19 protein-coding genes are annotated in these 24,894 nt (G+C 68.8%); 7 read left to right on the top strand and 12 right to left on the bottom strand.

What is annotated here, in order from left to right; translation table 11 throughout:
- Positions 1–8: 8 nt before the first annotated feature.
- The gene (locus ASG71_RS06555) at positions 9–1,790 is read right to left on the bottom strand and encodes a glycoside hydrolase family 5 protein (RefSeq protein WP_082574918.1); all 1,782 of its coding nucleotides are present in this window, start codon (positions 1,788–1,790) and stop codon (positions 9–11) included.
- Positions 1,791–1,943: 153 nt separating this feature from the next.
- On the opposite strand from ASG71_RS06555, the gene mshA reads away from it, so the two are divergent.
- From mshA to ASG71_RS06540, 3 genes are all read left to right on the top strand, one after another.
- Positions 1,944–3,209, top strand: coding sequence for a D-inositol-3-phosphate glycosyltransferase (mshA, locus tag ASG71_RS06550; RefSeq protein ID WP_056738589.1), 1,266 nt, complete (start codon positions 1,944–1,946; stop codon positions 3,207–3,209).
- Positions 3,210–3,281: 72 nt separating this feature from the next.
- Complete coding sequence (locus tag ASG71_RS06545; protein ID WP_056737855.1) at positions 3,282–5,015, top strand: formate--tetrahydrofolate ligase; 1,734 nt, start codon at positions 3,282–3,284, stop codon at positions 5,013–5,015.
- 121 nt (positions 5,016–5,136) lie between these two features.
- Positions 5,137–6,054 (top strand): hypothetical protein, encoded by a 918-nt coding sequence (locus ASG71_RS06540; protein ID WP_056738587.1) that lies wholly within the window; start codon positions 5,137–5,139, stop codon positions 6,052–6,054.
- A 76-nt stretch (positions 6,055–6,130) separates the two neighbouring features.
- Here the strand turns inward: ASG71_RS06540 and ASG71_RS06535 are convergent, their stop codons facing one another.
- From ASG71_RS06535 to glmS, 8 genes are all read right to left on the bottom strand, one after another.
- Entirely contained in the window at positions 6,131–7,216 is a 1,086-nt protein-coding gene (locus ASG71_RS06535) for an inositol-3-phosphate synthase (protein WP_056737854.1), read from the bottom strand.
- 196 nt (positions 7,217–7,412) lie between these two features.
- Positions 7,413–8,450, bottom strand: coding sequence for an L-glyceraldehyde 3-phosphate reductase (gene mgrA, locus ASG71_RS06530; protein WP_056737853.1), 1,038 nt, complete (start codon positions 8,448–8,450; stop codon positions 7,413–7,415).
- A 36-nt stretch (positions 8,451–8,486) separates the two neighbouring features.
- A complete protein-coding gene (gene treZ / locus ASG71_RS06525) occupies positions 8,487–10,253 on the bottom strand; it encodes a malto-oligosyltrehalose trehalohydrolase (RefSeq protein WP_056737852.1) in 1,767 nt (588 codons plus the stop codon).
- Positions 10,254–10,289: 36 nt separating this feature from the next.
- Positions 10,290–12,614, bottom strand: coding sequence for a malto-oligosyltrehalose synthase (gene treY, locus ASG71_RS06520; protein ID WP_056737851.1), 2,325 nt, complete (start codon positions 12,612–12,614; stop codon positions 10,290–10,292).
- Positions 12,611–14,851, bottom strand: a complete 2,241-nt coding sequence (gene glgX, locus ASG71_RS06515; RefSeq protein ID WP_056737850.1) for a glycogen debranching protein GlgX — start codon at positions 14,849–14,851, stop codon at positions 12,611–12,613. The genes treY and glgX overlap by 4 nt, the downstream gene beginning before the upstream one ends.
- Before the next feature lie 91 nt (positions 14,852–14,942).
- Complete coding sequence (locus ASG71_RS06510) at positions 14,943–16,499, bottom strand: NAD(P)H-hydrate epimerase (protein WP_082574916.1); 1,557 nt, start codon at positions 16,497–16,499, stop codon at positions 14,943–14,945.
- A gap of 5 nt (positions 16,500–16,504) precedes the next feature.
- Positions 16,505–16,852: a holo-ACP synthase gene (locus ASG71_RS06505; RefSeq protein ID WP_024817557.1), complete on the bottom strand. Its 348-nt coding sequence runs from the start codon at positions 16,850–16,852 to the stop codon at positions 16,505–16,507.
- Between the two features lie 4 nt (positions 16,853–16,856).
- Entirely contained in the window at positions 16,857–18,749 is a 1,893-nt protein-coding gene (gene glmS / locus ASG71_RS06500; protein WP_056737848.1) for a glutamine--fructose-6-phosphate transaminase (isomerizing), read from the bottom strand.
- Between the two features lie 113 nt (positions 18,750–18,862).
- Here glmS and coaA point away from each other — a divergent pair, with 113 nt between their 5' ends.
- The 3 genes from coaA to mscL all read left to right on the top strand — a co-directional run bounded on the left by coaA (position 18,863) and on the right by mscL (position 21,177).
- Positions 18,863–19,828: a type I pantothenate kinase gene (gene coaA / locus ASG71_RS06495; protein WP_056737847.1), complete on the top strand. Its 966-nt coding sequence runs from the start codon at positions 18,863–18,865 to the stop codon at positions 19,826–19,828.
- Between the two features lie 65 nt (positions 19,829–19,893).
- Positions 19,894–20,760 (top strand): D-alanyl-D-alanine carboxypeptidase family protein, encoded by an 867-nt coding sequence (locus tag ASG71_RS06490; protein ID WP_056737846.1) that lies wholly within the window; start codon positions 19,894–19,896, stop codon positions 20,758–20,760.
- A 30-nt stretch (positions 20,761–20,790) separates the two neighbouring features.
- The gene (gene mscL, locus ASG71_RS06485) at positions 20,791–21,177 is read left to right on the top strand and encodes a large conductance mechanosensitive channel protein MscL (protein WP_056738585.1); all 387 of its coding nucleotides are present in this window, start codon (positions 20,791–20,793) and stop codon (positions 21,175–21,177) included.
- 61 nt (positions 21,178–21,238) lie between these two features.
- Here mscL and glmM read toward each other — a convergent pair whose 3' ends face one another.
- The 3 genes from glmM to rplM form a co-directional block, all read right to left on the bottom strand.
- Entirely contained in the window at positions 21,239–22,600 is a 1,362-nt protein-coding gene (glmM, locus tag ASG71_RS06480) for a phosphoglucosamine mutase (RefSeq protein WP_056737845.1), read from the bottom strand.
- Positions 22,601–22,734: 134 nt separating this feature from the next.
- The gene (rpsI, locus tag ASG71_RS06475) at positions 22,735–23,241 is read right to left on the bottom strand and encodes a 30S ribosomal protein S9 (RefSeq protein ID WP_056737844.1); all 507 of its coding nucleotides are present in this window, start codon (positions 23,239–23,241) and stop codon (positions 22,735–22,737) included.
- Positions 23,242–23,279: 38 nt separating this feature from the next.
- A complete protein-coding gene (gene rplM, locus ASG71_RS06470; RefSeq protein WP_015937805.1) occupies positions 23,280–23,723 on the bottom strand; it encodes a 50S ribosomal protein L13 in 444 nt (147 codons plus the stop codon).
- A gap of 305 nt (positions 23,724–24,028) precedes the next feature.
- On the opposite strand from rplM, the gene ASG71_RS06465 reads away from it, so the two are divergent.
- Positions 24,029–24,694, top strand: a complete 666-nt coding sequence (locus tag ASG71_RS06465) for a prepilin peptidase (protein ID WP_056738583.1) — start codon at positions 24,029–24,031, stop codon at positions 24,692–24,694.
- Positions 24,695–24,894 lie beyond the last annotated feature (200 nt).

Below are 24,894 nucleotides of genomic sequence, written 5' to 3'. Positions count from 1 at the left end.
CGGAAAATTCAGCGCAGTCCGCGGGCCAGCGCCTCGTGGAGGGCCGTGTTGGGTTCGCCGGGTTTACCGGTGCCGCTGAGGTAGAGGCCCATCTGGGTTCCGTGGTACTCCCAGTACGCGAAGCTGAGGCCGTTCTCCTTGAGGAGTCCCAGCATGTCGGTGACCCACTGGCCGCCGCCCTTGCCCTCCATTTCGAAGGCCTGCCGCACCAGGCCGAACTCCATGACGGACATGGGCACGTTGTTCTCGGCGCCGAATTTCAGCCGCTTTCCCAGCTCGTGGGCCAGATAGTCCTTACCGCGGGTGAGGAAGCCGCCGCCGGCCGCTCCGGGTGACTGCGCATATACGTCGATCTGGAGGGCGGCCGCCGGGGTGGAGGCTCCGGTGGCTGCGATGTCCTGGCCGCGCATGTGGCCCTGGATGCGGTACTTGTTGCCGGGAACCACCCGGAACAGGTGGCCGTCGTTGCTCCACCCCGCGATCATTCCGGCGTCGACGACGTTGCTGATGGACAGGCTGCCGTTGTCCCGGTGTCCGGCCGTTTCCCGGACGAACGTCGGCCCGGCCCCGTCCCCTGCGCCTGCACTGTATTGCCATTCGTGCCAGTCCAGGGTGCCGTCCCGGTCGAGCCGGTCGTTGACGAGCTGCCGCAGTTCGGCGCCGTCGGGCCCGTACTCGGTGACCGTGACGGCATCAAAGGCGGCCGTTCCCCGCAGGCCGCCCTGCACCGTCACCAAGGGCGTCGCCGCGACGGCTTTCGGGTCCTCGATCGCCACGATCCCGCTGTCATACGCGGTCCATCCCGTCGTCCCGGCCGGCAGCGGCCTGGTGGCAATGCGGCTTTCCGGGAGCAGGATGCGGTCCCCGGTCGGCAGGAGCGTGTCGGGATCCGGGTAGCTGCCGCCGTCCCGTACCGGGCCCTCGACCCAGGATGCGTACTGGTGGGTGTATTTGATCGGTTCGTAGAAGTGGAAGTCGTACACGACATTCCCGTCGTCCACCAGGAAGTGCGGGTCGACGCCGGCCGCACCGTAGCTGCCGTTGACGCCGTAGATCCCGCCCACGACCAGCAGATGGTTCGGGTCTTCCGCGCGCACCGCGGCGACCAGCTTCGCGGCCAGCCGCTTCCACTGTTCACCCGTCGCGTCGGTCGTCACCGGCTCGTTGAGCAGGTCGTAGGCGGCGATGGCCGGTTCGTCCCTGTACCGGGCCGCGATGGCGCGCCAGAGGTCAGCGTTCTGCTGTTGCAGCTTCGGATCGGACCAGAGGTCAAAACTGACGGCGTCGCTGGTGGGATCAAGCCAGAACCCGCCGATCGGGGTGTGCAGGTCCAGGATCAGGCGCATCCCGTGGTCCCGCGCCCAGGCCACGTTGCGGTCCAGCCACTGCCAAAAGATGTCCGGGGAATCGACGTACCAGTCCCCGTCGAAGGCGAACCGGACGCTGTTGAAGCCGAGGTCTTTCGCGCGGGCGAAGTCCTCCCTGGCATGGTGCTGGGAGGCCAGGAGCTCGGCGCCCCTGAGGTTCCGGTGGTAGAAGTTGGAGAAGTTGACCGCCTGCAGCCGGACAGGCGCACCGTCGAGCACCAGGCCGCGGCCCTCCGCGGTGATGAACCCGTCCGCCTTGTCGGCTTGTGGCGGGCCTCCGGCGCCGCGGGTGAGCGTGCACCCGGCGACGACCAGCACCGGTATTCCCAGCAGCAGCACGGCCAGGAGCCAGCCGGGCAGCCGGCGCCGCGGGCCGGTGTAGCGCGGCCGGTCCGGCACAGGCGGATATCCGTTCCCGGGCATCTGGTTCCCCTCGCTCGGTCCTCAGACGCCCAGCCTATTGGCCCCGGCCTTGATTGTCTCCGGTCGGTTCCCTCCCGGGCCCGGCCGCGTCCCGGCGCGCCGTTCAGGAGTAGTGTTTTACCGAATCCACGTCGCATGAAGGGAAGGACGATGATGCCGCTGGTCCGCCGGGTCGCCCTGCTCTCCCTGCACACCTCGCCGATGGAGCAGCCCGGGTCCGGGGATGCCGGCGGGATGAACGTGTACATCCGCGCCCTCGCGGCCGCTCTGGCCGAGACCGGCGTCGAGGTGGAGATCTTCACGCGCGCCACCTCCGCCGAGCAGGCCGCCGTCGAGCACCCCGCCCCCGGGGTCTGCGTCCACAACGTCTTCGCGGGGCCGGCGCGGAAGGTTCCCAAGGAGGAACTGCCGGCGCTGCTGCACAGCATGGTGGCCGAGATCGACCGGATCAGGCAGCTCCAGCCGCACGGCCGCTACGACGTCATCCACTCGCACTACTGGGTCTCCGGGATCGCCGGGCTGGAGCTGTCCGAACTGTGGGGCGTGCCGCTGCTGCACACCATGCACACCATGGCCAAGGTCAAGAACCTGCTGCTGGAGTCCGGCGAGCAGCCCGAGCCGCGCCGCCGCGAGGAGGGCGAACACCGGATTGTCGACGGCGCCACCCGGTTGATCGCGAACACCGGGGCGGAGGCCGCTGAGCTGGTCTCGCACTACGACGCCGACCCGGACCGGATCGACGTCGCGCCGCCGGGGGTGGACCTGTCCGTGTTCACCCCGGCGTTCCGCGGCCGGGCCCGCAGCCAGCACGGCGTCCCGCCCGGGCGCTACCACCTGCTGTTCGCGGGCCGGATCCAGCGGTTGAAGGGCCCGCAGATCCTGATCAAGGCCGCCGCGCTGCTGCGGGCCCGCCGGCCGGACATCGACCTGCAGCTGACCATTCTGGGCGCGGTCAGCGGGGCGAAGGACTTCGACCTGAAGGCGCTGATCAGCGCCGCCGGGATGGACGACGTCGTCACGCACCATCCGCCGGTCAGCGCACCCAAGCTGGCGGGCTGGTACCGCTCAGCCGACGTCGTCGTGATGCCCTCCTACAGCGAATCCTTCGGCCTCGTGGCCCTGGAAGCCCAGGCCTGCGGGACCCCCGTGGTCGCCACCAAGGTGGGCGGACTGTCCCGGGCCATCTTCGACGGCCGCACCGGCCTGCTGGTGGAGGGGCACAAGGCCGCGGACTGGGCGGACGCGCTGGAGGCCCTGCACGACGACCCCGCCACCCGCGAGGACATGGGCCGCGCGGCATCGGTGCATGCGCAGGATTTCGGCTGGCAGCGCACCGCCGCGATCACGCTGGAGAGTTACCAGGCCGCCCTCGTCCAGTACCTTGGAACCCGGAGCGTTCCGGCGGGCCACACGCCCTGAACCGCAGGACACCCCGAAGCCCGGCCGGCACCACGGCCGGGCTGCTACGAAGCCACGAGCCGAAGGACAACGATGTCTGAGAACACCACCGAAGCCCCCGCGACCGACGGCGGGAGGCCGGCCGCGGCGCCGGTGCCCAGCGACCTGGAAATCGCCCAGCAAGCCACCATGCGTCCGATCGAGGACATCGCGGCCGCGGCCGGGATCAACCCCGAGGCGCTGGAGTTCTTCGGCCGCTACAAGGCCAAGATCGACCCCGTCAGGCTGAAGCGGGACGGGCTGCGCTCCCCGGGGAAGGTGGTCCTGGTCTCGGCCATGTCCCCCACGCCGGCCGGGGAAGGCAAGTCCACCACCACCGTCGGGCTCGCGGACTCGCTGGCGCGGGCCGGGCACCGGGTCATGATCGCCCTGCGCGAGCCCTCCCTGGGCCCGATCCTGGGGATGAAGGGCGGCGCGACCGGCGGCGGCTACTCCCAGGTGCTGCCGATGGACGAGATCAACCTGCACTTCACCGGCGACTTCCACGCCATCACCTCGGCGAACAACGCCCTGATGGCCCTGGTGGACAACCACATCTACCAAGGCAACGCCCTGAACATCGACCCGCGGCGGATGACGTTCAAGCGCGTGCTGGACATGAACGACCGGTCCCTGCGCGAGGTCGTGATCGGCCTCGGCGGACCCACCCAGGGTGTGCCGCGGCAGGATGGCTTCGACATCACCGTCGCCTCGGAGATCATGGCCGTGTTCTGCCTGGCCACCGGGCTGGATGACCTGCGCGCCCGGCTGGGCCGGATCACCTTCGGCTACACCTACGACCGGGAGCCCGTGACCGTTGCCGACCTCGGCGTCGAGGGCGCCCTGACCATGCTGCTCAAGGACGCGATCAAGCCCAACCTTGTCCAGACCATCGCTGGCACGCCCGCCCTGGTCCACGGCGGCCCCTTCGCGAACATCGCCCACGGGTGCAACTCGCTGATCGCCACCCAGACGGCCCGCAGCCTCGCCGACGTCGTGATCACGGAGGCCGGCTTCGGCGCCGACCTCGGTGCCGAGAAGTACATGGACATCAAGGCGCGGACGGGCGGCGTGGCCCCGTCCGCCGTCGTCGTCGTGGCCACCATCCGCGCGCTCAAGATGCACGGTGGCGTTCCCAAGGACCAGCTCCGGGAGCCGAACCTCGAGGCGCTGGCCGCCGGCGCGGCGAACCTGCAGCGGCACGTGCGCAACGTCGAGAAGTTCGGCATCACTCCGGTGGTGGCGGTCAACAAGTTCGGCACGGACACGCAGGAAGAACTCGACTGGCTGCTGGACTGGTGCGCCGCGGAGGGCGTGCAGGCCGCCGTCGCCGACGTCTGGGGCCGCGGCGGAGGCGGCGACGGCGGGGACGAACTCGCGGCGAAGGTCGCCGCCGCGATCGAGGCCCCGCACGATTTCCGGCACCTGTATCCGCTGGAGATGCCTGTGGAGGACAAGATCCGCACCATCGCCCAGGAGATCTACGGGGCCGACGGCGTCGAGTTCTCCGTCCCGGCGCTCAAGCGGCTGGCGGAGATCGAGAAGAACGGCTGGTCGTCCATGCCGGTGTGCATGGCCAAGACGCAGTATTCCTTCAGCGACGACGCCACCAGGCTCGGCGCGCCGAAGGGTTTCACCGTGCACGTCCGGGACCTGATTCCCAAGACCGGGGCGGGCTTCATCGTGGCGCTCACCGGCGCGGTGATGACCATGCCCGGACTGCCCAAGGTGCCGGCAGCGATGCGGATGGACGTCGGCCCGGACGGCAAACCCGTCGGCCTCTTCTAACCCCCGTTGCCCCATCACTTACAGCTGCCATTCGGGGGCTGTGGGGCCCACAACTGATAGCGCAGGCGCGGCCTGTGGATACTTTCTGCAGCGCCGGGCGGTTCTGCCGAGAATGGTGGGCATGCACGCTCCCGCGCCTTTGCCCCGCCACCTCGCCGCTGCGCCGTTCACCGTCTACGAGGCGCGCGCGGCGAGTCTGAGCGCGGGCCGGCTCCGGGCAGCGGACCTCGGCACCGCCGGTCGGGGTCTCTACCTGCCCACGGACTGGGAGTTCGAACTTCGTGGTCTGGCACGGGCCCTCTCCGCCGCGACGCCCGGCGCGTGGATCTCGCACCTGACCGCGGCCGTCCTGCTCGGACTGTGGCTTCCGTCATGGTTTGCCGGGTGCTGGGAACTGCACCTGAGCAAATCGAAAGCGCTGCCCCAGGTCCGTAGGGCCGGCGTCGTTGGCCATACCGTGCTGGCTTTCGCCGACGAGGTCATGGTCTGGGAGGGAATCCGGATCTCGACGCCGGCCCGGACGTGGCTGGACCTTGCCCGGATGGTGCCGCTGGAGGACCTCGTGGCCGTGGGCGACCAGCTGGTGCGCCAGCCGCGACCCGGCCTGGAGCAGCGCACGGAGCCGTGGGCCACAGTTCCGCAGCTGAAGGCCATGCTCGTGCGGCACCCGAAGCTGCAGGGCATTGTGAAAGCCCGGCTGGCTGCGGACCTGATCCGTGCGGGTGCGGACTCCGCGCCGGAGACGTTCCTGCGTCTGGCACTGACCGCGGCCGGGCTGCCGGAACCGGAACTGCAGGTGCGGATCGTGCCCGGCGACCCCTACTCCCCCGCCGCGGACCTGGGCTACCGGAAGCGCCGGATCGCTGTCCAGTACGACGGAGGTCATCACCTCACCCGGGAACAACAATCCCGCGACATCCGACGCGATGAGGCCTTCATCGCCGCGGGGTGGCGGTATTTCAAGCTCAACGCCGATGACCTGCAGGGCGGTTTCCGTGCCGCGGTCCGCAGGGTCGGCGCGGCACTCATCGCCGGTTAAACCACAGATGCCCTATCACTTGTGGTCCCCAAACCGGGGGTTTGGGGACCACAAGTGATAGGGCATCCGGCGGGGGTTAGCGCTCCAGGTCGCCGCGGATGAAGGCCTCGACCTTTTCGCGGGCGAGGTCGTCGTTGAACTGCTCCGGCGGGGACTTCATGAAGTAGCTTGAGGCGGAGAGCAGCGGGCCGCCGACGCCGCGGTCCAGGCCGATCTTGGCGGCACGGACGGCGTCGATGATCACACCGGCGGAGTTGGGCGAGTCCCAGACCTCCAGCTTGTACTCGAGCGAGACGGGGGCGTCGCCGAAGTTGCGGCCCTCGAGGCGCACGAACGCCCACTTGCGGTCATCGAGCCACTGCACGTAGTCGGACGGGCCGATGTGCACGTCCTTGGCCGCGAGGTCCGCTTCGACGTTGGAGGTCACGGCCTGGGTCTTGGAGATCTTCTTGGACTCGAGGCGGTCGCGTTCCAGCATGTTCTTGAAGTCCATGTTGCCGCCGACGTTCAGCTGGTAGGTGCGGTCCAGGGTGACGCCGCGGTCTTCGAAGAGCTTGGCCATGACGCGGTGCGTGATGGTGGCGCCGATCTGGCTCTTGATGTCGTCGCCGACGATCGGGACGCCGGCGGCGGTGAACTTGTCCGCCCATTCCTTGGTCCCGGCGATGAAGACCGGGAGCGCGTTGACGAAGGCCACGCCGGCGTCGATGGCGCACTGGGCGTAGAACTCGGCAGCTTCCTGGGAACCGACGGGCAGGTAGCAGACCATGACGTCGACCTGGGCGTCCTTGAGGGCCTGGACGACGTCGACCGGCTCCTCCGGGGCCTGCTCGATGGTCTCGAGGTAGTACTTGCCGAGGCCGTCGAGGGTCGGTCCGCGCTGGACGGTGACGCCGGTCGGGGGCACGTCGGCGAGCTTGATGGTGTTGTTCTCGCTGGCGAGGATCGCGGCGGACAGGTCCTGCCCGACCTTCTTGCCGTCGACGTCGAACGCGGCAACGAACTGCACGTCGTTGACGTGGTACTTGCCGAACTGGACGTGCATCAGACCCGGGATCGTGGCCTCGGGATCGGCGTCCCGGTAGTACTCGACGCCCTGGACCAACGATGAGGCGCAGTTACCCACGCCGACGATTGCAACACGAATCGGATTTGAAGACACGGAACTCCCTTTGAGAACAAACAAACGTACCGGCGCGGACGCACGTGATGCGACGGCGGCAGGCTGGCGCAGCACAATACGGCGCCCTTGCATTCTAGTCAACGGTACCGGGACCGGGGTTGTTCCCGGTACCGGTACCGAATCTGTGACAGCCGGCAGGCCCGCTCAGGCCGGCCGGCTGATCAGCGGGCGCGGGCTACTTCTGCGCCCAGAGGTTGATATCGGAGTCGACGGCGAACTCGTCGATCGCGGCAAGCTCCTCGGCGGTGAAGTCCAGGTTGTTGACCGCGGCCAGGCTGTCCTCCAGCTGGCGGACGCTGGACGCGCCGACCAGGGCGGAGGTGACCGGGGTGCCGCTGCGCTGGTCGCGCAGGATCCAGGCGATGGCCAGCTGCGCCAGCGTCTGGCCGCGGCCCTCGGCGATCCGGTTCAGGCCGCGCACGCGGTCCAGCTTGTCGGGGCTGATCATGGCCTGGTCCAGGGACTTGTCCTGCGCGGCCCGGGAGTCGTCCGGGACGCCGTTGAGGTACCGGTCCGTGAGCATCCCCTGCGCCAGCGGGGAAAACGCGATGGCGCCGGCGCCGACCTGCTCCAGCGCCTCGTACAGGCTGGGGCTGCCCTGCTCGGTCCAGCGGTTCAGCATCGAGTAGCTGGGCTGGTGGATCAGCAGCGGGGTGCCGAGGTCCTTGAGGATCCGGGCGGCCTCCAGGGTCTGCTCCGGGGTGTAGGAGGAGATGCCGGCGTAGAGTGCCTTGCCGGACCGCACGGCCTGGTCCAGGGCGCCCATGGTTTCCTCCAGCGGCGTCTCCGGGTCCGGGCGGTGGCTGTAGAAGATGTCGACGTAGTCCAGGCCCATCCGGCCCAGCGACTGGTCCAGGCTGGCCAGCAGGTACTTCCGCGAGCCCCAATTGCCGTAGGGTCCGGGCCACATGTCGTAGCCGGCCTTGCTGGAGATGATGAGTTCGTCCCGGTAGGGGGCGAAGTCGTCCTTGAAGTGCCGGCCGAAGTTGGTTTCGGCGCTGCCGTAGGGCGGGCCGTAGTTGTTGGCGAGGTCGAAGTGCGTCACGCCCAGGTCGAAGGCGCGGCGGAGGATGGCGCGCTGAACCTCGAACGGCTTGTCGTCGCCGAAGTTGTGCCACAGGCCCAGCGAGATCGCCGGAAGCTTCAGGCCGCTGCGCCCGACGCGGCGGTAGGGCATGGTCTCGTAGCGGTTCTCCGCTGCAATGTAGGTCATGGGTCTATCCTGCCTTGGTCTGGTGGGTGATGGGTCTCAGCGGGTAAGGATGGCGGCGCTGTGGCCCGGCAGCCCCAGGCCACCGGCCGTCAGCGCGGTCCCGTCTTCGGTGGCCAGCAGCAGCGACGTGCCTCCCACCGGCAGCTGGCGCGGCTCGGCGGAGAAGTTCATCGCCACTTCCACCGCGCCGCGGCGCAGCAGCAGCCAGCGTTCGGCCTCGTCGAATTCGACGGCGGTGTCGGCGAACCCGCCGGCGGTGAGCTCCGGCGTCGTGCGGCGCAGCGCGATCAGGTTCCGGTACAGCTCCAGCAGCCGGGCGTGGTCCCCGTCGGCGGCTTCGGACCAGTCCAGCTTGGAGCGGGTGAACGTCTCCGGGTCCTGCGGGTCCGGCACGACGGCGGGGTCCCAGCCCATCCGCTCGAATTCCTTGATCCGGCCCTCCGCGGTGGCCTTGCCGAGCTCCGGCTCGGGGTGCGAGGTGAAGAACTGCCACGGCGTGGTGGCGCCGTACTCCTCGCCCATGAACAGCATCGGGGTGAACGGGGAGGTCAGGGTGGCGACGGCGGCGAGCGCCAGCTGCCCGTAGCCGAGGGTCTGGGAGAGCCGGTCTCCGGTGGCCCGGTTGCCGATCTGGTCGTGGTTCTGGCTGCAGACCACCAGGGCGGCGGGGTGGACCAGGCCGGTGTTGATGGGCCGGCCGTGGTGCCGTGCCCGGAAGCTGGAGTAGCTCCCGTCGTGGAAGAAACCCTTCTCCAGGACCTTCGCCAGCGCCGCCAGCGAATCGAAGTCGCTGTAGTAGCCGGTGGTCTCGCCGCTGACGTTGACGTGGACGGCGTGGTGGAAGTCGTCGCTCCACTGCCCGGCCAGGCCGTAACCGTTCGCGTCCCGCGGGTAGAGCAGGCGCGGATTGTTCAGGTCCGACTCGGCGATCATCGACGCCGGACGCCCGGTTTCGGCCGCGACGGCGTCGGCGAGGGCGCCGAAGTCCTCGAGCAGGTGGACGGCGCGTTCGTCCTTGAAGGCGTGCACGGCATCGAGCCGGAGCCCATCGACGTGGTAGTCGCGCAGCCACATGGCCGCGTTGTCCAGGATGTAGGCGCGGACGACGTCGGATCCGGGGCCGTCGAGGTTGACCGAGTCGCCCCAGGTGTTGCCCTCGCCGGACTTCAGGTACGGGCCGAACCGGGGCAGGTAGTTGCCGCTGGGGCCGAGGTGGTTGTAGACGACGTCCTGGATCACGCCCAGCCCGGCACCGTGGGCCGCGTCGACGAAGCGCTGGTACGCGGCCGGCCCGCCGTAGCCCTCGTGCACGGTGTACCAGAGGACGCCGTCGTAGCCCCAGTTGTGGGTGCCGTTGAAGCCGTTGACCGGCAGCAGTTCGACGAAGTCGACGCCCAGCTCCGCCAGGTAGCCGAGCTTGCCGATCGCGGCGTCCAGCGTCCCTTCGGGGGTGAAGGTGCCCAGGTGCAGTTCGTAGATCACCGCGCCCTGCAGCTCCCGGCCCTGCCACTGCCCGTCACCCCAGGCGTGGCCGGCCGGGTCGAAGGTGCGCGAAAGCGCGTGCACGCCGTCGGGCTGGCGGCGGGACCGCGGATCCGGCAGCGGCGTCGTGTCCCCGTCCACCAAGTAGCCGTAGTCGACCTCGCCGGAAGCCGGAGCCTCCGGCGCGCTCCACCAGCCGTCGCTGCCGGGGCCCGCGGCGCGGGACATCGGGTACCGCCGGCCGTCGGCCACCAGGGTGACCTCCTGTGCCTGGGGTGCCCAGAGGTCGAAGCGTGCGATTCCATGTGCGGGCAGAGTCATTACCGTTCCCCTCGTCGGTTCGTGCGTAGGTGCGTTTTAGCCGGCCGGTGCCAGCAGGGCCACCGGGTAGTCGCGGAGCAGGTCCGCGAGCTTCACCGGTCCCGGTCCGAAGGACCGGCCGCTGAGCTGGTCCGTCATGGCTGCGGGAAGGTCGACGGCGGTGTCCTGCCAGCCTCCCCGCTGTTCCAGGCCGCGGGGCAGCCGCGTGGCCAGGGTGACCGCCCCGGGCGTCCCGGCGCCGCGGTCGAAGGCCACGAGGTGGCCGGCGGCCGCTCCGGTGGCCGGCAGCGGGGTGTAGCCGGTGAACAGCTCCGGCCGGTCCCGGCGCAGCCGGAGGGCCCGTGAGGTCACCAGCAGCTTGGCCGCGTCATCCCGGTACGACGCCGGCAGCTCGCCGGCGTCCAGCGCTGCGAGGGCGTCGCGGCGGGCCCCGAAGTCGAAGGGCCGGCGGTTGTCCGGGTCGGTCAGCGAGCGGTCCCAGAATTCTGTGCCCTGGTAGACGTCCGGTACGCCCGGCATCGTGAGCTGGACGAGCTTGGCGCCCAGGGCGTTGGCCGTGCCGTACGGGTCCAGCAGGTCCACCAGGCCGTCGAGTTCGGCGCGCACCGCAGGGTTGTCGAAGGCGGCGTCGACGGCGGCCGACAGCTGGGCTTCGAAGTCCTCGTTCGGGTCGAGCCAGTCGGTGGAGTTACCGGCCTCGCGGGCGGCTTTTTGGGCGTAGGACTGCAGCCGTTCCCGGTCCGCGGGCCAGACCCCGGCGATGGCCTGCCACAGCAGGTTCGCCAGCGGCCCGTCGGGCAGCGGGGCGAGTTCCTGGAGCCTGCGCAGCGACGCGGTCCACTCCGGGGCGAGTTCGGCGAGCACCGAGATCCGGGCGCGGGTGTCCTCGCTGCGCTTGGTGTCGTGGGTGCTCAGGGTGGTCATGGACAGCGGCAGCTCGGCCTGGCGGCGGGCCATCCGGGCGTGGAACTCGTCCGTGGACAGCGCGAACTCGGTGGGGTCCGCGCCGACCTCGGTCAGGGTCCCAAGCCGGGTGTAGCGGAAGAAGGCGGTGTCTTCGACGCCCTTGGCCATCACCATGCCGGAGGTCTGCTGGAACCGGCGGCCGAGTTCCTCGTCCTCCCCCGGCCCTGCGCGCAGCAGCAGCGGCAACAGCGCGTCCACGGCCGTCTCCAGCTCGGGCCGGCGCGAAACGGCGAGCGCACACGCCTCGCGCAGCACCTCCTCGCCCGCGGGCAGGTAGCTGCGGTAGACGGGGAACGCGGCGATGACCTCGGAGAGCGCGTCGGCCGCGGCCTCGACGCTCAGTCCAGCGGAGGCGGGGACGAGGCGGGCGAGCCGCAGCATCTCGGAGTGCAGGATCCCGTCGGTGATCCGGCGCTTGGTGCCCCGGATCATGTCCTCGTAGTCTGCGGTTTCGCCGCCGCGCAGTTCGCTGTCCAGCGCATCGAGGCCGGTCTGTCCGTCGGGGTCGACGAAGACGCGGTCCACGTCAGCGAGGGCGTCGTAGCCGGTGGTGCCCTCGCACTCGAAGCTGGCCGGCAGGACTTCCCCGGGCTCCAGGATCTTCTCGATCAGCAGGTACGCGCCGCCGGCGGCCTCGCGCAGCCGGCGCAGGTAGCCCTCGGGGTCGGCCAGGCCGTCCGGGTGGTCGATCCGCAGCCCGTCCACGAGGTCGTCGCGGAACCAGCGGACGATCTCCTCGTGCGCCTCGTCGAAGACCTCGGGCACCTCCACCCGGATCCCGGCGAGGGAGTTGACCGCGAAGAAGCGGCGGTAGTTCAGCTCATTGTCGGCGCGGCGCCAGCCGACCAGCTCGTAGTGCTGCCGGTCGTGGACGGCCCGGGGGTCATCCCCGTCGGTGTAGCTGCCGTCGGCCAGCGGGAACCGGTGGTCGTAGTAGCGCAGCTCGCCGTCGCGGACCTCGAGGGCGTCGACGTCGGAGTCCTGGCCCAGGACCGGGATCCGGATCCGGCCGCCGCCGAAGTCCCAGTCGACGTCGAACGCCGGAGCGTACGGCGACTGCCGGCCCTCCTTGAGCAGCGACCACCACCACGGGTTCTGGACCGGGGTGGCCACGCCGACATGGTTGGGCACGATGTCCACGAGGACGCCCATGCCGTGTTCGCGGGCTGCCGTGGAGAGCGCCAGCAGCCCTTCCGGGCCGCCACGGTCAGGGTCCACGACCGAGGGATCGGTCACGTCATAGCCGTGATCCGAGCCCTGCTCGGCGGTGAGGATGGGCGAGAGGTACACCCAGTCCACGCCGAGGTCCTTCAGGTACGGGACCCTTTTAGCGGCGTCGAACAGGGTGAAGCCGCTGCGGATCTGGAGGCGGTACGTGGAGACCGGGGTTTTCATGCTTCGGTGGCCCGTGCCTCGCTGGCTTCGGCGGCCCTGGTCTGGGCCTCCACCATCTCCTCCTGCGCTTCCTCCTGCTCGGCCATCGACGCCAGGGAGGCGGCAGCGGAGTAGTCGACCTCTTCCTCCGGACCGGAGTATGCGCGCAGCACCACCATCGACTTGGCCTGCAGTGTCAGCGTGGCGCCTGCCTTCAGCGGTTCGTAGTCGTCGGCCTGGGCGGCGGTGTCGAACTGGACCTCCCAGTACTGCGAGAACTCCTCGGCGGGAATGCAGAAGTCCACGGCATCGTCATGGGCGTTGAAGGCCATGAGGAAGCTGTCGTCGGTGATCCGGCGGCCGCGGGAATCCTGTTCCTGGATCCCGTCGCCGTTGTAGAACACGCCGATGGTCCGGCCGAACCCGCTCCCCCAGTCCTCGGGCAGCATTTCCGTGCCGTCGGTCTTCAGCCAGACAATGTCCGGCAGTTTCTCGCCCTCGCCGCGGCGGACGGGGCGCCCGTCGAAGAAGCGGCTGCGGCGGAAGGTGGGGTGGTCGTGCCGGAGCTTGTTCACGAACGCGGTGAACTCCACCAGGGGCTGGTCCATGGCTTCCCAGTGAATCCAGCTGAGTTCGGAGTCCTGGCAGTAGGTGTTGTTGTTGCCCTGCTGGGTGCGGCCCAGTTCGTCGCCGTGCAGCAGCATCGGGACGCCCTGGGAGAGCAGCAGCGTGCCGATGAAGTTCCGCTGCTGGCGGGCGCGGAGGGCCAGCACGGTCTCATCGTCGGTGTCCCCTTCCACCCCGCAGTTCCACGAGCGGTTGTGCGATTCGCCGTCGTTGTTGCCTTCACCGTTGGCGTCGTTGTGCTTCTCGTTGTAGGACACCAGGTCCCGCATGGTGAAGCCGTCGTGGGCGGTGACGAAGTTGATGGAGGCCACCGGGCGGCGGGCCGAACTTTCGTAGAGGTCGGCGGAGCCGGTCAGCCGGGACGCGAACTCGCCCAGGGTGGAGGGCTCACCGCGCCAGAAGTCGCGGACGGTGTCCCGGTACTTGCCGTTCCATTCGGTCCACTGCGGCGGGAAGTTGCCGACCTGGTAGCCGCCGGGGCCGACGTCCCACGGCTCGGCGATCAGCTTGACCTGGGAAACGATCGGGTCCTGCTGGATCAGTTCGAAGAAGGTCGAGAGCTTGTCGACGTCGTAGAACTCGCGGGCCAGGGTGGAGGCGAGGTCGAAGCGGAAGCCGTCGACGTGCATTTCGGTCACCCAGTAGCGCAGGGAGTCCATGAGCAGCTGCAGGGAGTGCGGGTGGCGCACGTTGAGCGAGTTGCCCGTGCCGGTGTAGTCCATGTAGTGCTTCTGGTCGCCGTCGACGAGGCGGTAGTACGCCTGGTTGTCGATGCCCTTGAAGGACAGCGTGGGGCCGAGGTGGTTGCCTTCGGCGGTGTGGTTGTAGACGACGTCGAGGATCACTTCGATGCCGGCGCGGTGCAGGTCACGGACCATGGCCTTGAATTCCTGGACCTGGTGCCCCACGTCGCCGGTGGCGCTGTAGGTGTTCTGCGGCGCGAAGAAGCCGATGGTGTTGTAGCCCCAATAGTTGTTCAGGCCCTTCTCCACCAGGGTGCCGTCGTTGACGAACTGGTGCACGGGCATGAGCTCGATGGCGGTGACGCCGAGCTTCTTCAGGTGCTCGATCACGGCCGGGTGCGCCACGCCTGCGTAGGTGCCGCGCTGGTCTTCGGGGATCTCGGGGTGCAGCTCGGTGAGGCCCTTGACGTGGGCTTCGTAGATGACTGACTGGTGGTACGGGATCTTCAGCTGGCGGTCGCCGTCCCACTCAAAGAACGGGTTGATGACCACGCCGTGCATGGTGTGCGGCGCCGAGTCGGCATCGTTGACCGAATCAGGGTCGCCGAACTCGTAAGAGAAGAGCGCGGGATCCCAGTCGATCTGGCCCTGGATGGCCTTGGCGTAAGGGTCCATCAGCAACTTGTTGGGGTTGAATCGGTTGCCGTTCGCAGGATCGTAGGGTCCGTGCACCCGGTAGCCGTACTTCTGGCCGGGCTGGATCTGCGGCAGGTAACAGTGCCAGACGTAACCGTCCACCTCAGTCAGTTCGATCCGCGTCTCGGTGAGGTCGTCGGCCAGCAGGCAGAGCTCGACCCGTTCGGCCTGCTCGCTGAACAGCGCAAAATTGGTACCGGTGCCGTCAAACGTGGCTCCCAGCGGGTATGCCGTTCCGGGCCAGACTTCCATGTGTACTCCTCGTGCGTGGCGGACTATCTCTAGACAGACTACTTGTAAGTAGGGTTACTAATTGACCGGGCGGAGCGGGGCCGCGCTTTTGTTACGGTTCCGCGATGGCCTCCGGCAGGCGTGCGGCGATGTCCGACGCGGTCAGCGGGCCGCCCCCCGAGGCCAGTGTCCCGGCCCGGCCGTGCAGGCTGGCAGCCAGCGCCGCGATGGCGGCCCAGTGGTCGGGTTCGTCGATGCCGCGGCGGCCGAAGGCGCTCCGCTCCCCCGCCAGCTGGGCCAGCAGGGCCCCGAGGATCCCGGCCAGGACGTCGCCGCTGCCGGCCGATGCCATCCAGGGACTGGCCTCGGCTTGGCTGAACACCGCGCCGGACGGCGCGGCCACCAGGGTCGTCGCGCCCTTGAGCAGCACGGTGGCGCCGGTCAGCGCGCTGGTCTGCCGGGCGGCGGCCAGGGTGGAGTCTTCGACGGCGGAGCGGCCCGGCGCGGCGCCGTGCCGCTCCAGCAACCTGGCCAGTTCCCCGGCGTGCGGGGTCAGGATTGTGCTGGCCGTCAGAGCGTGGGGAAGCGCCGGGAGCGCGCCGGCGTCGGCCACGGTGGGGAGCCCGGCGGCCGCCGCCTCGCGGACCCGTTCGAGCTGTTCGTGGGCGGCCTCGTCAAGCCCGGAACCGAGCAGCCAAGCCTGGACGTGGGCGTCGGCGACGCTGGAACCGCACACTACCTCGGGGCAGGACTGCCGGACCAGGTCGGCGACCTCGGGCGGTCCGACGTAGCGGACCATGCCGGCGCCGGCGGCGAGGGCGCCCTTGCAGGCGAGGACGGCGGCGCCCGGGTAGCGCGTTGACCCGGCGACGACGCCGAGGACGCCGCGGGAGTACTTGTGGGAGCGCCGGCCGGGGTGCGGCAGCAGCGCGGCCAGGTCGGCGGCCTCCAGCCGGCGCAGCTCCGGCCCGCCGAGGGCGTCCTCGATGCCGATCGGGATGATGCGCAGCCGGCCGGTGTAGTCCGCGCCGGGGTCGGCGAGCAGCCCGGCCTTCGCGGCACCGAAGGTCACCGTGAGGTCGGCGGCCAGCACGGGGCCGTGGGCCTCGCCTGTGTCGGCGTCGACGCCGCTGGGGATGTCGCAGGCGACGACGAACCCGCGGCCGCTGCGCCGCGGTTGGGTCCGCTGCAGATCTGTGGCCCGCTGCAGTTCGTCGAACAGGCGGGCTGCCGGGCCGCGGAGGCCGCCCTGCGCGCCGGTGCCCAGGACCGCGTCGATAATGGCGTCGTCACGGGCGGCGGCCCCGGCCAGATCGCCGGCGTTGGCCTCGGTGAGGACGGTGTCCTCCCCTCCGGCGGCGCGGAAGGCGGCCAGAGCCTTGGGGTGGGCGTCTTCGGCGGTGAGCACCGCCGTCGTCCGCAGTCCCCGGCGGGCCAGCAGCGCCGCGGCGAAGAGCCCGTCCCCGCCGTTGTTGCCCTTGCCGGCGAGCACGGTGGCGCGGGAGCCGTAGGGACGCAGTCCGCGGCGGCGCAGTTCCAGGATCACGGTGTTGGCCAGCCCGTGCGCTGCGCGCTGCATGAGAACAGCGCCCATACCGGGGTCCGCGCTGGCTTCGAGAAGGCGTTGCTCGGTTTCTCGAATGCGGGTTCCGGTATAGGCGCTGATCATGGTGGCTAGCCCTCGGCGATCACCGTGGCGGTGGCGATTCCGCCGTCGTGGCTGATCGACAGGTGCCAGCGCTTGACGCCTTTCGCTTCAGCTACGGCCAGCACCGTGCCTTTGACCTGGACCGTGGGGCCGTTCTGGTCCAGGCCGATCCAGCAGTCCTGCCAGTTCATGCCGGCCGGGGCGCCGAGCACCTTGGCCACCGCTTCCTTGGCGGCGAACCGCGCGGCCAGCGACCGGGTATTCAGTTCCCGCTCCGCGGGCACGAACAGCCGGTCGCGCAGGCCGGGCGTGCGCTCGAGCTGCCGGCCGAACCGCTCAATGTCTACGACGTCAACGCCGATGCCAACAATCATGCGGCTATTCTACGGTCACGCTCTTGGCCAGGTTCCGCGGCTGGTCCACGTCGTAGCCCTTGGCGCTGGCGAGGGCCAGTGCGAAGATCTGCAGCGGGACGGTGGACAGCAGCGGGGCCAGGAGGGTCGGGGTCTCCGGGATGTAGATGACGTGCTCGGCGTAGGCCTTGACCGCCTCGTCGCCTTCTTCGGCGATCACGATCGTCTTGGCGCCGCGGGCCCGGACTTCCTGGATGTTGGAGACAACCTTGGCGTGCAGCGAGTCGCGGCCGCGCGGCGACGGGACCACCACAAATACGGGCTGGCCCTCCTCGATCAGCGCGATCGGGCCGTGCTTGAGCTCACCGGCGGCGAAGCCCTCGGCGTGGATGTAGGCGAGCTCCTTGAGCTTCAGCGCGCCTTCCATGGCCACTGGGAAGCCGACGTGGCGGCCCAGGAACAGCACCGACTTGGCGTCCGCCATGTCCTTGCCGAGTTCCTTGATCTGCTCGGCGTTGTCCAGGATCTCCTGGATCTTGGCCGGCACCTTGCCCAGGTCGGCCAGGATGTCCTTGATCTCGCCCTGGAACTTGTTCCCCCGCAGCTGGGCGAGGTACAGGCCCAGCAGGTACGCCGCAGCGATCTGGGCCAGGAACGCCTTGGTGGAGGCCACCGCGATTTCCGGTCCGGCGTGCGTGTACAGGACGGCATCGGATTCGCGCGGGATGGTGGAACCGTTGGTGTTGCAGATGGAGACCGTCTTGGCGCCCTGTTCCTTGGCGTAGCGGACGGCCATCAGGGTGTCCATGGTCTCGCCGGACTGGGAGATGGAGACGATCAGGGTGTTGGCGTCCACGATCGGATCGCGGTACCGGAACTCGTGGGAGAGCTCGACCTCGGTGGGGATCCGGCACCAGCGCTCGATGGCGTACTTGGCGACCTGGCCGGCGTAGGCGGAGGTGCCGCAGGCCAGGACAATGATCTTGTCGACGCTCTTGAGCAGGTCGGTGTCGATCCGGAGCTCATCGAGGGTCAGCTTGCCGTCGACGTCGGAGCGGCCCAGCAGGGTCTGCAGCACGGCGTCCGGCTGGTCGTGGATTTCCTTCTCCATGAAGGACGGGAAGCCGCCCTTTTCCGCGGAGGCGGGGTCCCAGTTGACGTAGTATTCCTTGCCCTCGGCGGGGGCGCCGAAGAAATCGGTGATCGCGACGGAGTCGGCGGTGATCGTGACGATCTGGTCCTGGCCCAGCTCGACGGCGCGGCGGGTGTAGTCGATGAAGCCGGAGACGTCGGAGCCGAGGAAGTTCTCGCCCTCGCCCAGGCCCACCACGAGCGGGGAGTTGCGGCGGGCGGCCACGACGACGTCGGGCTGGTCCGCGTGCACGGCGAGCAGCGTGAAGGCGCCCTCGAGGCGCTGGCAGGCGAGCTCCATGGCCTTGGTCAGGCCGCCGTTGGCGTTGTCGCCGCCGAGGTGGTTGCGGTAGAGATCGCCGATCAGCGCGGCGGCCACCTCCGTGTCGGTCTCGGAGAGGAACGTCACGCCCTTGGCCGTCAGTTCCTGCTTGAGCTCGGCGAAGTTTTCGATGATGCCGTTGTGGATGAGCGCCAGCTTGCCGCCGTCGGACAGGTGCGGGTGCGCGTTCATGTCCGTGGGGCCGCCGTGGGTCGCCCAGCGCGTGTGGCCGATGCCGGTCACGGCGTCGGGCAGCGGGTGGGCCTCCAGCTCGGCGATCAGGTTGCTCAGTTTGCCTGACTTCTTGCGCGAGGAGATGGTGCCGTCGGCGACGACGGCGATCCCTGCGGAGTCATAGCCGCGGTACTCGAGCCGCCGCAGTCCCTCCAGGACCACGTCCAAGGCCTTGTGTTCAGTATTTCCCCGGCCCGCCGAGTGGCCTACATATCCAACGATTCCACACATGGACACAAGCCTAACTGGTTTCCCGGCCATCCGGCGTCCGGTGACCAAGTCCGGCGGCGGCCGGACGGCGCTTCCATTTCGCTCTGGGCGATGTCAAGGGCAGAATCTCTAGGGTGACTTTGCAACGCAACGACGCGAACGGCGAGGGGGCCTCCCCGTTCGTCGAGCTGGACCGGCAGACCTGGTCCCGGCTCGCTGCCCAGATGGAGCAGCCCCTCAATGAAGAGGACGTGCTCCGCCTCCGTGGCCTTGGCGACCCCTTGGACATGAAGGAGGTCCGCGAGGTCTATCTCCCGCTGTCCCGGCTGCTGCACCTCTACGTCGAGGCCGCCAACCAGCTGCACGCTGCCACGACGACCTTCCTGGGCGAGCAGACCCAGCGCACCCCTTTCGTGATCGGCGTCGCCGGTTCGGTGGCGGTCGGCAAGTCCACTATTGCCCGCGTGCTGCGCGAGATGCTCCGGCGCTGGCCCGGCACTCCGAACGTGGAACTGATCACCACCGACGGCTTCCTGTACCCGCTCGCCGAACTCAAACGCCGCCAGCTGCTGGACCGCAAGGGTTTCCCGGAGTCCTACGACCGCCGGGCCCTTCTCCGGTTTGTCAGCGAGGTCAAGAGCGGCGCGGAGGAAGTACGCGCACCGTGGTACTCCCACGTCACCTATGACATCGTGCCGGGCCGGGAAGTCGTGGTCCGCCGGCCGGACGTGCTGATCGTCGAGGGCCTGAACGTGCTGGCGCCGGCACGGCCCCGGCATGACGGCCGGCAGGGCCTGGCGCTGAGCGACTTCTTCGACTTCTCGATCTATGTGGACGCGAAGACCTCCTACATCGAGGAGTGGTACGTGGACCGGTTCCGCAAGCTGCGGACCACGGCGTTCGCCCAGCCGGAGTCCTACTTCCACCGCTACGCGACGCTGTCCGACAGCGAAGCCGAACAGACCGCCCGGGACATCTGGAAGCGGATCAATGAGCCGAACCTGGAAGAAAACGTCCTCCCCACCCGGGGCCGCGCCCAGCTGGTGCTGACCAAGGACGCCGACCACTCCATCCGCCGCATGCTGCTGCGCAAGGTCTAGCCCAGGTGTGCCACGACGCCGGCCCTGACCTGCCCGGACGGCCGCCCAGCCGGAGGGCGTTCGGCATGTTCCTCGCAGCGGGATCCGCGCTGGCGGCGCTGACCGCCTGCGACCCGGCCCCGCCCCGGGCGGCGCCGGGCTCCGGCACGGGTGTGCCAACTGCGAGCCCGTACGCTCCCGCCGGACCGTTGAGCGGATCGCCCACCGCCACCGCGCCTGCGACCGGCGCCTCGGGGAAGACCGCCACGGCCAGCCCCACGGCGTCCGCGCCGGCACCGTTCCCTTCGGCGCCGTCCCCTTCGGCGCCAGCCAGTTCGGCGCCCGGCAGGAAGTACTCGCTGACGGATCCGGCCAGCCCGTGGGACGTGGTCAACAAGCACCGCCCGCTGTCCCCCATCACCTATGTGCCGAAGGATCTGGTGCAGCCGCCGGTCCGGCTGGCGGTTTCCGGTGAGGCAGCGCTGCTGAACAGCACGACGGCGGCCGCTGCCGGGCGTATGTTCGCCGCGGCGGCGGCCGCCGGCGTCGTCCTGACGCTGGCCAGCGGTTACCGTTCCTTCGCCACCCAGACGGCGACGTACAACGGCTACGTCAATTCCCGGGGACGCGCCGAGGCCGACACGGCCTCCGCCCGGCCGGGATACTCGGAGCACCAGACGGGCTGGTCCTTCGACATCGGCGACGGCGGCGGCGCCTGCAGCTTCCAGCCCTGCTTCGCCCAGCAGCCCGCAGCAGTCTGGGTCAAGGCCAACGCCTACCGCTTCGGCTTCGTGGTCCGCTACCCCTGGATGGAGCATCCCACGACCGGCTACTACTACGAGCCGTGGCACCTCCGCTACGTCGGGGTCGAGGCCGCCGGTGACATGCGCGCCCGGGGCATCACCACCCTCGAGGCGTACTTTGGGCTCGAAGCGGCGCCAGCCTACCGCTGAATCCTGCCCTGCCGGGCTAGCGTGGGCAGCATGCTGACAGGATTCAAGAACTTCATCATGAAGGGCAACGTCGTGGACCTTGCCGTCGCCGTCGTCATGGGTGCCGCCTTTGGCGCCGTCGTGACCTCCATCGTGGAAGGACTGCTCACCCCGCTGATCGGCCGGCTGTTCAACGCCAAAGGCATCGAGGACATGGCGTGGGAAGGCTTCAAGTACGGCTCCGTCATATCCAGCGTGATTTCCTTCGTACTGATTGCCGCCGCTGTCTACTTTGTGGTCGTGCTGCCGATGAACCACATGATCGAACGCCGCAACCGCAAGCTGGGCATCGACGCGGACGTCAAGGAAGAGTCGGCCGAGGATCCGCAGATCGCCCTGCTCACGGAAATCCGGGATGCCCTCACCGGCACCCGCTAAACCCCCGCAACGAACTGTGGCCCGCTTCCGGCTGGAAGCGGGCCACAGTGCGTTGTGCGTCTTAGTCGGAGACCAGCTCGAGGGCGAGCTCGGTGCGGACCACCTGGGCAAGCTCCTCGGCGATTTCCTGCGCCGTTTCCTGGTCCGCTGCCTCCACCATGACCCGGACGACCGGTTCGGTGCCGGAGGGGCGGAGCAGCACGCGGCCGGTTTCGCCCAGCCGGGCCTCGGCCCGGGCCACGGCTTCCGCCACGGCCTGGTCGCCCTTGACCCGGGTGCGGTCGACGCCCTTGACGTTGATCAGTACCTGCGGGAGCTTCGTCATCACCGTGGCGAGGTCCTTGAGCGGACGGCCGGTAAGGGCCACCTGCGCGGCCAGCTGGAGGCCGGTGAGGACGCCGTCCCCGGTGGTGGCATAGTCGGCGAAGATGACATGGCCGGACTGCTCGCCGCCCAGGTTGAAGCCGCCGTCGCGCATGCCTTCGAGCACGTAGCGGTCTCCCACCCCAGTCTCCCGGAGGCTGATGCCGGCCTCGCGCAGGGCGATTTTGAGCCCGAGGTTGCTCATGACCGTGGCCACAAGCACGTCGTCCTTGAGCTTGCCGGAAGCTTTGAGCGCCACAGCGAGGATGGCCATGATCTCGTCACCGTCCACCTCGTTGCCTTCGTGGTCCACAGCCAGGCAGCGGTCCGCGTCGCCGTCGTGCGCGATCCCGAGGTCCGCGCCGTGATCAAGGACTGCCTGCTTCAGCGGACCCAGGTGCGTGGACCCCACGCCGTCGTTGATGTTGAGCCCGTCCGGTTCGGCGCCGATGACGACGACGTCCGCGCCGGCGTGCTTGAAGACCTGGGGCGAGCAGCCACTGGCCGCGCCATGGGCGCAGTCGAGGACGACCTTGAGACCCTCCAGGCGGTGCGGGAGGGTCTGCAGCAGGTGCACGATGTACCGGTCCTCGGCGTCCGAGAACCGCTGGATGCGGCCGACTTCCCCGCCGACGGGGCGGAAGGGTTCCTTCGCGAGCTGTTCCTCGATCGCGTCCTCGACGTCGTCCGGCAGCTTCTGGCCGCCCCGGGCGAAGAACTTGATGCCGTTGTCCGGCGCCGGGTTGTGGGAGGCGGAGATCATCACGCCGAAGTCGGCGTTGAGGTCCGCCACGAGGTAGGCGGCGGCCGGCGTGGGCAGCACCCCCGCGTCGAAGACGTCGATCCCGGAGCTGGACAGCCCGGCTTCAACGGCAGCCGCAAGGAACTCGCCGCTGGCCCGCGGATCGCGGGCCACGACAGCCCGCGGCCGGGTGCCGTTGGTGTTGCGGTCGTGGCCAAGCACGACGGCGGCGGCCTGCGCCAGCTGCAGCGCCAACTCGGCGGTTAGCAGGCCGTTTGCCAGGCCCCGGACACCATCTGTTCCAAATAATCTAGACATCGTGCCCAAGTTTAGTCGATGGCGCACTCTTGTCCTGTTCCGCGGCGTCGAAAGCCCGTTAAACGACGGAAGCCCGCCCCGCGCAATGCGGGACGGGCTTCGGTTCCAGCGCTGCTTGCGCGGGAAGGCGCTGGTTAGCGCTTGGAGTACTGCTGAGCCTTGCGGGCCTTCTTGAGACCAGCCTTCTTACGCTCGATGACGCGGGCGTCACGGGTGAGGTAGCCGGCCTTCTTCAGGGTGGCGCGGTTGTTCTCGACGTCGATCTCGTTCAGCGAACGGGCGATGCCGAGACGCAGTGCACCGGCCTGGCCGGAGGGGCCACCGCCGTGGATGCGGGCGATGACGTCGTAGGCGCCTTCGAGATCGAGGATCTTGAAGGGCTCGTTGACGTCCTGCTGGTGCAGCTTGTTCGGGAAGTAGTTCGACAGCTCGCGGCCGTTGATGGTCCACTTGCCGGAGCCCGGCACGACGCGAACGCGTGCAACGGCTTCCTTGCGGCGGCCAACAGCTGCGCCGGCGACGGTCAGTGCCGGACGTTCCTTCTTCGGGGCGGCCGCGTCAGCAGCACCGCTCTCCGAGGTGTAGCTGGTCAGGTTTTCCTCAGCCTCGACGGCTTCGGTGGTCTCTTCGTTCTGAGCCACGGTTCTCCTTGTATTAATAAGTTGCTTGGTGGCCAGGACTACTGGGCGACCTGGGTGATTTCGAAAGTCTTGGGCTGCTGGGCGGCGTGCGGGTGCTCTGCACCGCGGTAAACCTTCAGCTTGCCCAGCTGCTGTGCAGCGAGCGAGTTCTTCGGGAGCATGCCCTTGATGGCCTTCTCCACGGCGCGGACCGGGTTGGATTCCAGCAGCTCAGCGTAGTTAACGCTCGTCAGGCCGCCCGGGTAGCCGGAGTGGCGGTATGCGCGCTTCTGCTCCAGCTTGGCGCCGGTGAGGGCAACCTTCTCAGCGTTGATGATGATGACGAAGTCGCCCATGTCCATGTGGGACGCAAAGGTGGCCTTGTGCTTGCCGCGCAGCAGGATTGCGGTCTGGCTGGCAAGACGACCAAGGACAACGTCGGTGGCGTCAATGACGTGCCACTGGCGGTTGATATCGCCGGGCTTCGGGGTGTACGTACGCACGGTGTTTGCCTCGTTCTTGTTCTGGCGTTCTTGTTTTAGGCGTCACGCGAGGTGCGCCTACTATCTATGCGCTACCGGAACAGAGGTGAGGGCTCTATGTAACCAGTCATCCTGTGGTCTCGAACGTGCACGTTGAGTAGTTATCCTGCAACCGGATTCTCAATCGGCACGCGTCATCGAGATAGGACACGCACAACGACTACCAAGAATAGCGGAAGCCCTGCGCGTGGGTCAAAATGGGGTGCGCGGTCCGGTTTCAATCCGCCGGCCGCCCGATCCCGGTCCGCAGCGTCCTCGGAGGTACCGTGCTCCTTCCCACCTTCCCAGGCCCCGCACCGCTGCTCCTGATCGCCGGGGCCGCCCTCGCCGGTGCATGCCTTGCGCTCATCGCAGAGCCCGTGATCCGGCGCGTCCTCCCCCGCCTCGCCGGCAGCACGTCCGCCCGCCAGCTGGCGGTAATGGCGGCAACCACGGCGGCGGTTTCCATGCTGCTCGCTTGGCGGTTCGGCAGCGCCCCGGAACTGCCCGCCTATGTCCTGCTCGGGGTCTTCGCGGTGCAACTGGCGCGGATCGACATCGCGCACCACCTGCTGCCGAACCGACTGGTGGGCCCGCTGCTGGTTGCCGGCCTGGCCCTCCTCAGTGTTGCCGCCTGGTTCCAGGGGTCGGCCGGAGACGTGCTTCGCGGAGCCGCCGGGTCCGGAATCTTGTTCTTTTTCTATCTTTTTTTGGCTTTAACCAGCCGGAACGGCCTCGGAATGGGTGACGTGAAGCTGGCCGCACCACTTGGGCTGTACTTAGGCTACCTAGGCTGGACGCAGCTCTTCTACGGCGGAGCTTTCGCCTTCGTGGCGGGTGGCCTGACCTCCGTGATCCTGATGCTGAAGAACCGCGGAAACAAGCCCCAAGAGGTGGCCTACGGCCCCTCCATGCTCGCCGCCGGCCTGGCTGTCATTCTGCTACTCCCGTAACAGGAGCCACCGCCTCATCTCGGCTCACATTAGTAAGCAGCCGCATCAAACCAAGTAGTCCGCGTCCGCTCCGGGGCCCCGACTGAGTACCGCCGAAATTAGCCCTAGGTGATTCGCCCCTTTCGGCCCCCAAAAGACGAGTAGTGCAATGCGTTGCCGCGCCTCAAATGGCCGTGCAACTGTTGTCCCAGCGGAAGTCC

The sequence above is a fragment of the Arthrobacter sp. Soil763 genome (genome assembly GCF_001428365.1).
GTDB lineage: Bacteria > Actinomycetota > Actinomycetes > Actinomycetales > Micrococcaceae > Arthrobacter.
The sequence above is the reverse complement of the archived record's forward strand: the minus strand, read 5'-3'. Positions and strand labels throughout refer to the sequence as shown.

Bases quoted from the DNA above. Each gene is read 5' to 3' on its own strand.
- ASG71_RS06555 (WP_082574918.1), bottom strand. From the start codon at position 1,790: ATGCCCGGGAACGGATATCCGCCTGTGCCGGACCGGCCGCGCTACACC.
- mshA (WP_056738589.1), top strand. From the start codon at position 1,944: ATGCCGCTGGTCCGCCGGGTCGCCCTGCTCTCCCTGCACACCTCGCCG.
- ASG71_RS06545 (WP_056737855.1), top strand. From the start codon at position 3,282: ATGTCTGAGAACACCACCGAAGCCCCCGCGACCGACGGCGGGAGGCCG.
- ASG71_RS06540 (WP_056738587.1), top strand. From the start codon at position 5,137: ATGCACGCTCCCGCGCCTTTGCCCCGCCACCTCGCCGCTGCGCCGTTC.
- mgrA (WP_056737853.1), bottom strand. From the start codon at position 8,450: ATGACCTACATTGCAGCGGAGAACCGCTACGAGACCATGCCCTACCGC.
- treZ (WP_056737852.1), bottom strand. From the start codon at position 10,253: ATGACTCTGCCCGCACATGGAATCGCACGCTTCGACCTCTGGGCACCC.
- treY (WP_056737851.1), bottom strand. From the start codon at position 12,614: ATGAAAACCCCGGTCTCCACGTACCGCCTCCAGATCCGCAGCGGCTTC.
- glgX (WP_056737850.1), bottom strand. From the start codon at position 14,851: ATGGAAGTCTGGCCCGGAACGGCATACCCGCTGGGAGCCACGTTTGAC.
- ASG71_RS06510 (WP_082574916.1), bottom strand. From the start codon at position 16,499: ATGATCAGCGCCTATACCGGAACCCGCATTCGAGAAACCGAGCAACGC.
- ASG71_RS06505 (WP_024817557.1), bottom strand. From the start codon at position 16,852: ATGATTGTTGGCATCGGCGTTGACGTCGTAGACATTGAGCGGTTCGGC.
- glmS (WP_056737848.1), bottom strand. From the start codon at position 18,749: ATGTGTGGAATCGTTGGATATGTAGGCCACTCGGCGGGCCGGGGAAAT.
- ASG71_RS06490 (WP_056737846.1), top strand. From the start codon at position 19,894: ATGTTCCTCGCAGCGGGATCCGCGCTGGCGGCGCTGACCGCCTGCGAC.
- mscL (WP_056738585.1), top strand. From the start codon at position 20,791: ATGCTGACAGGATTCAAGAACTTCATCATGAAGGGCAACGTCGTGGAC.
- glmM (WP_056737845.1), bottom strand. From the start codon at position 22,600: ATGTCTAGATTATTTGGAACAGATGGTGTCCGGGGCCTGGCAAACGGC.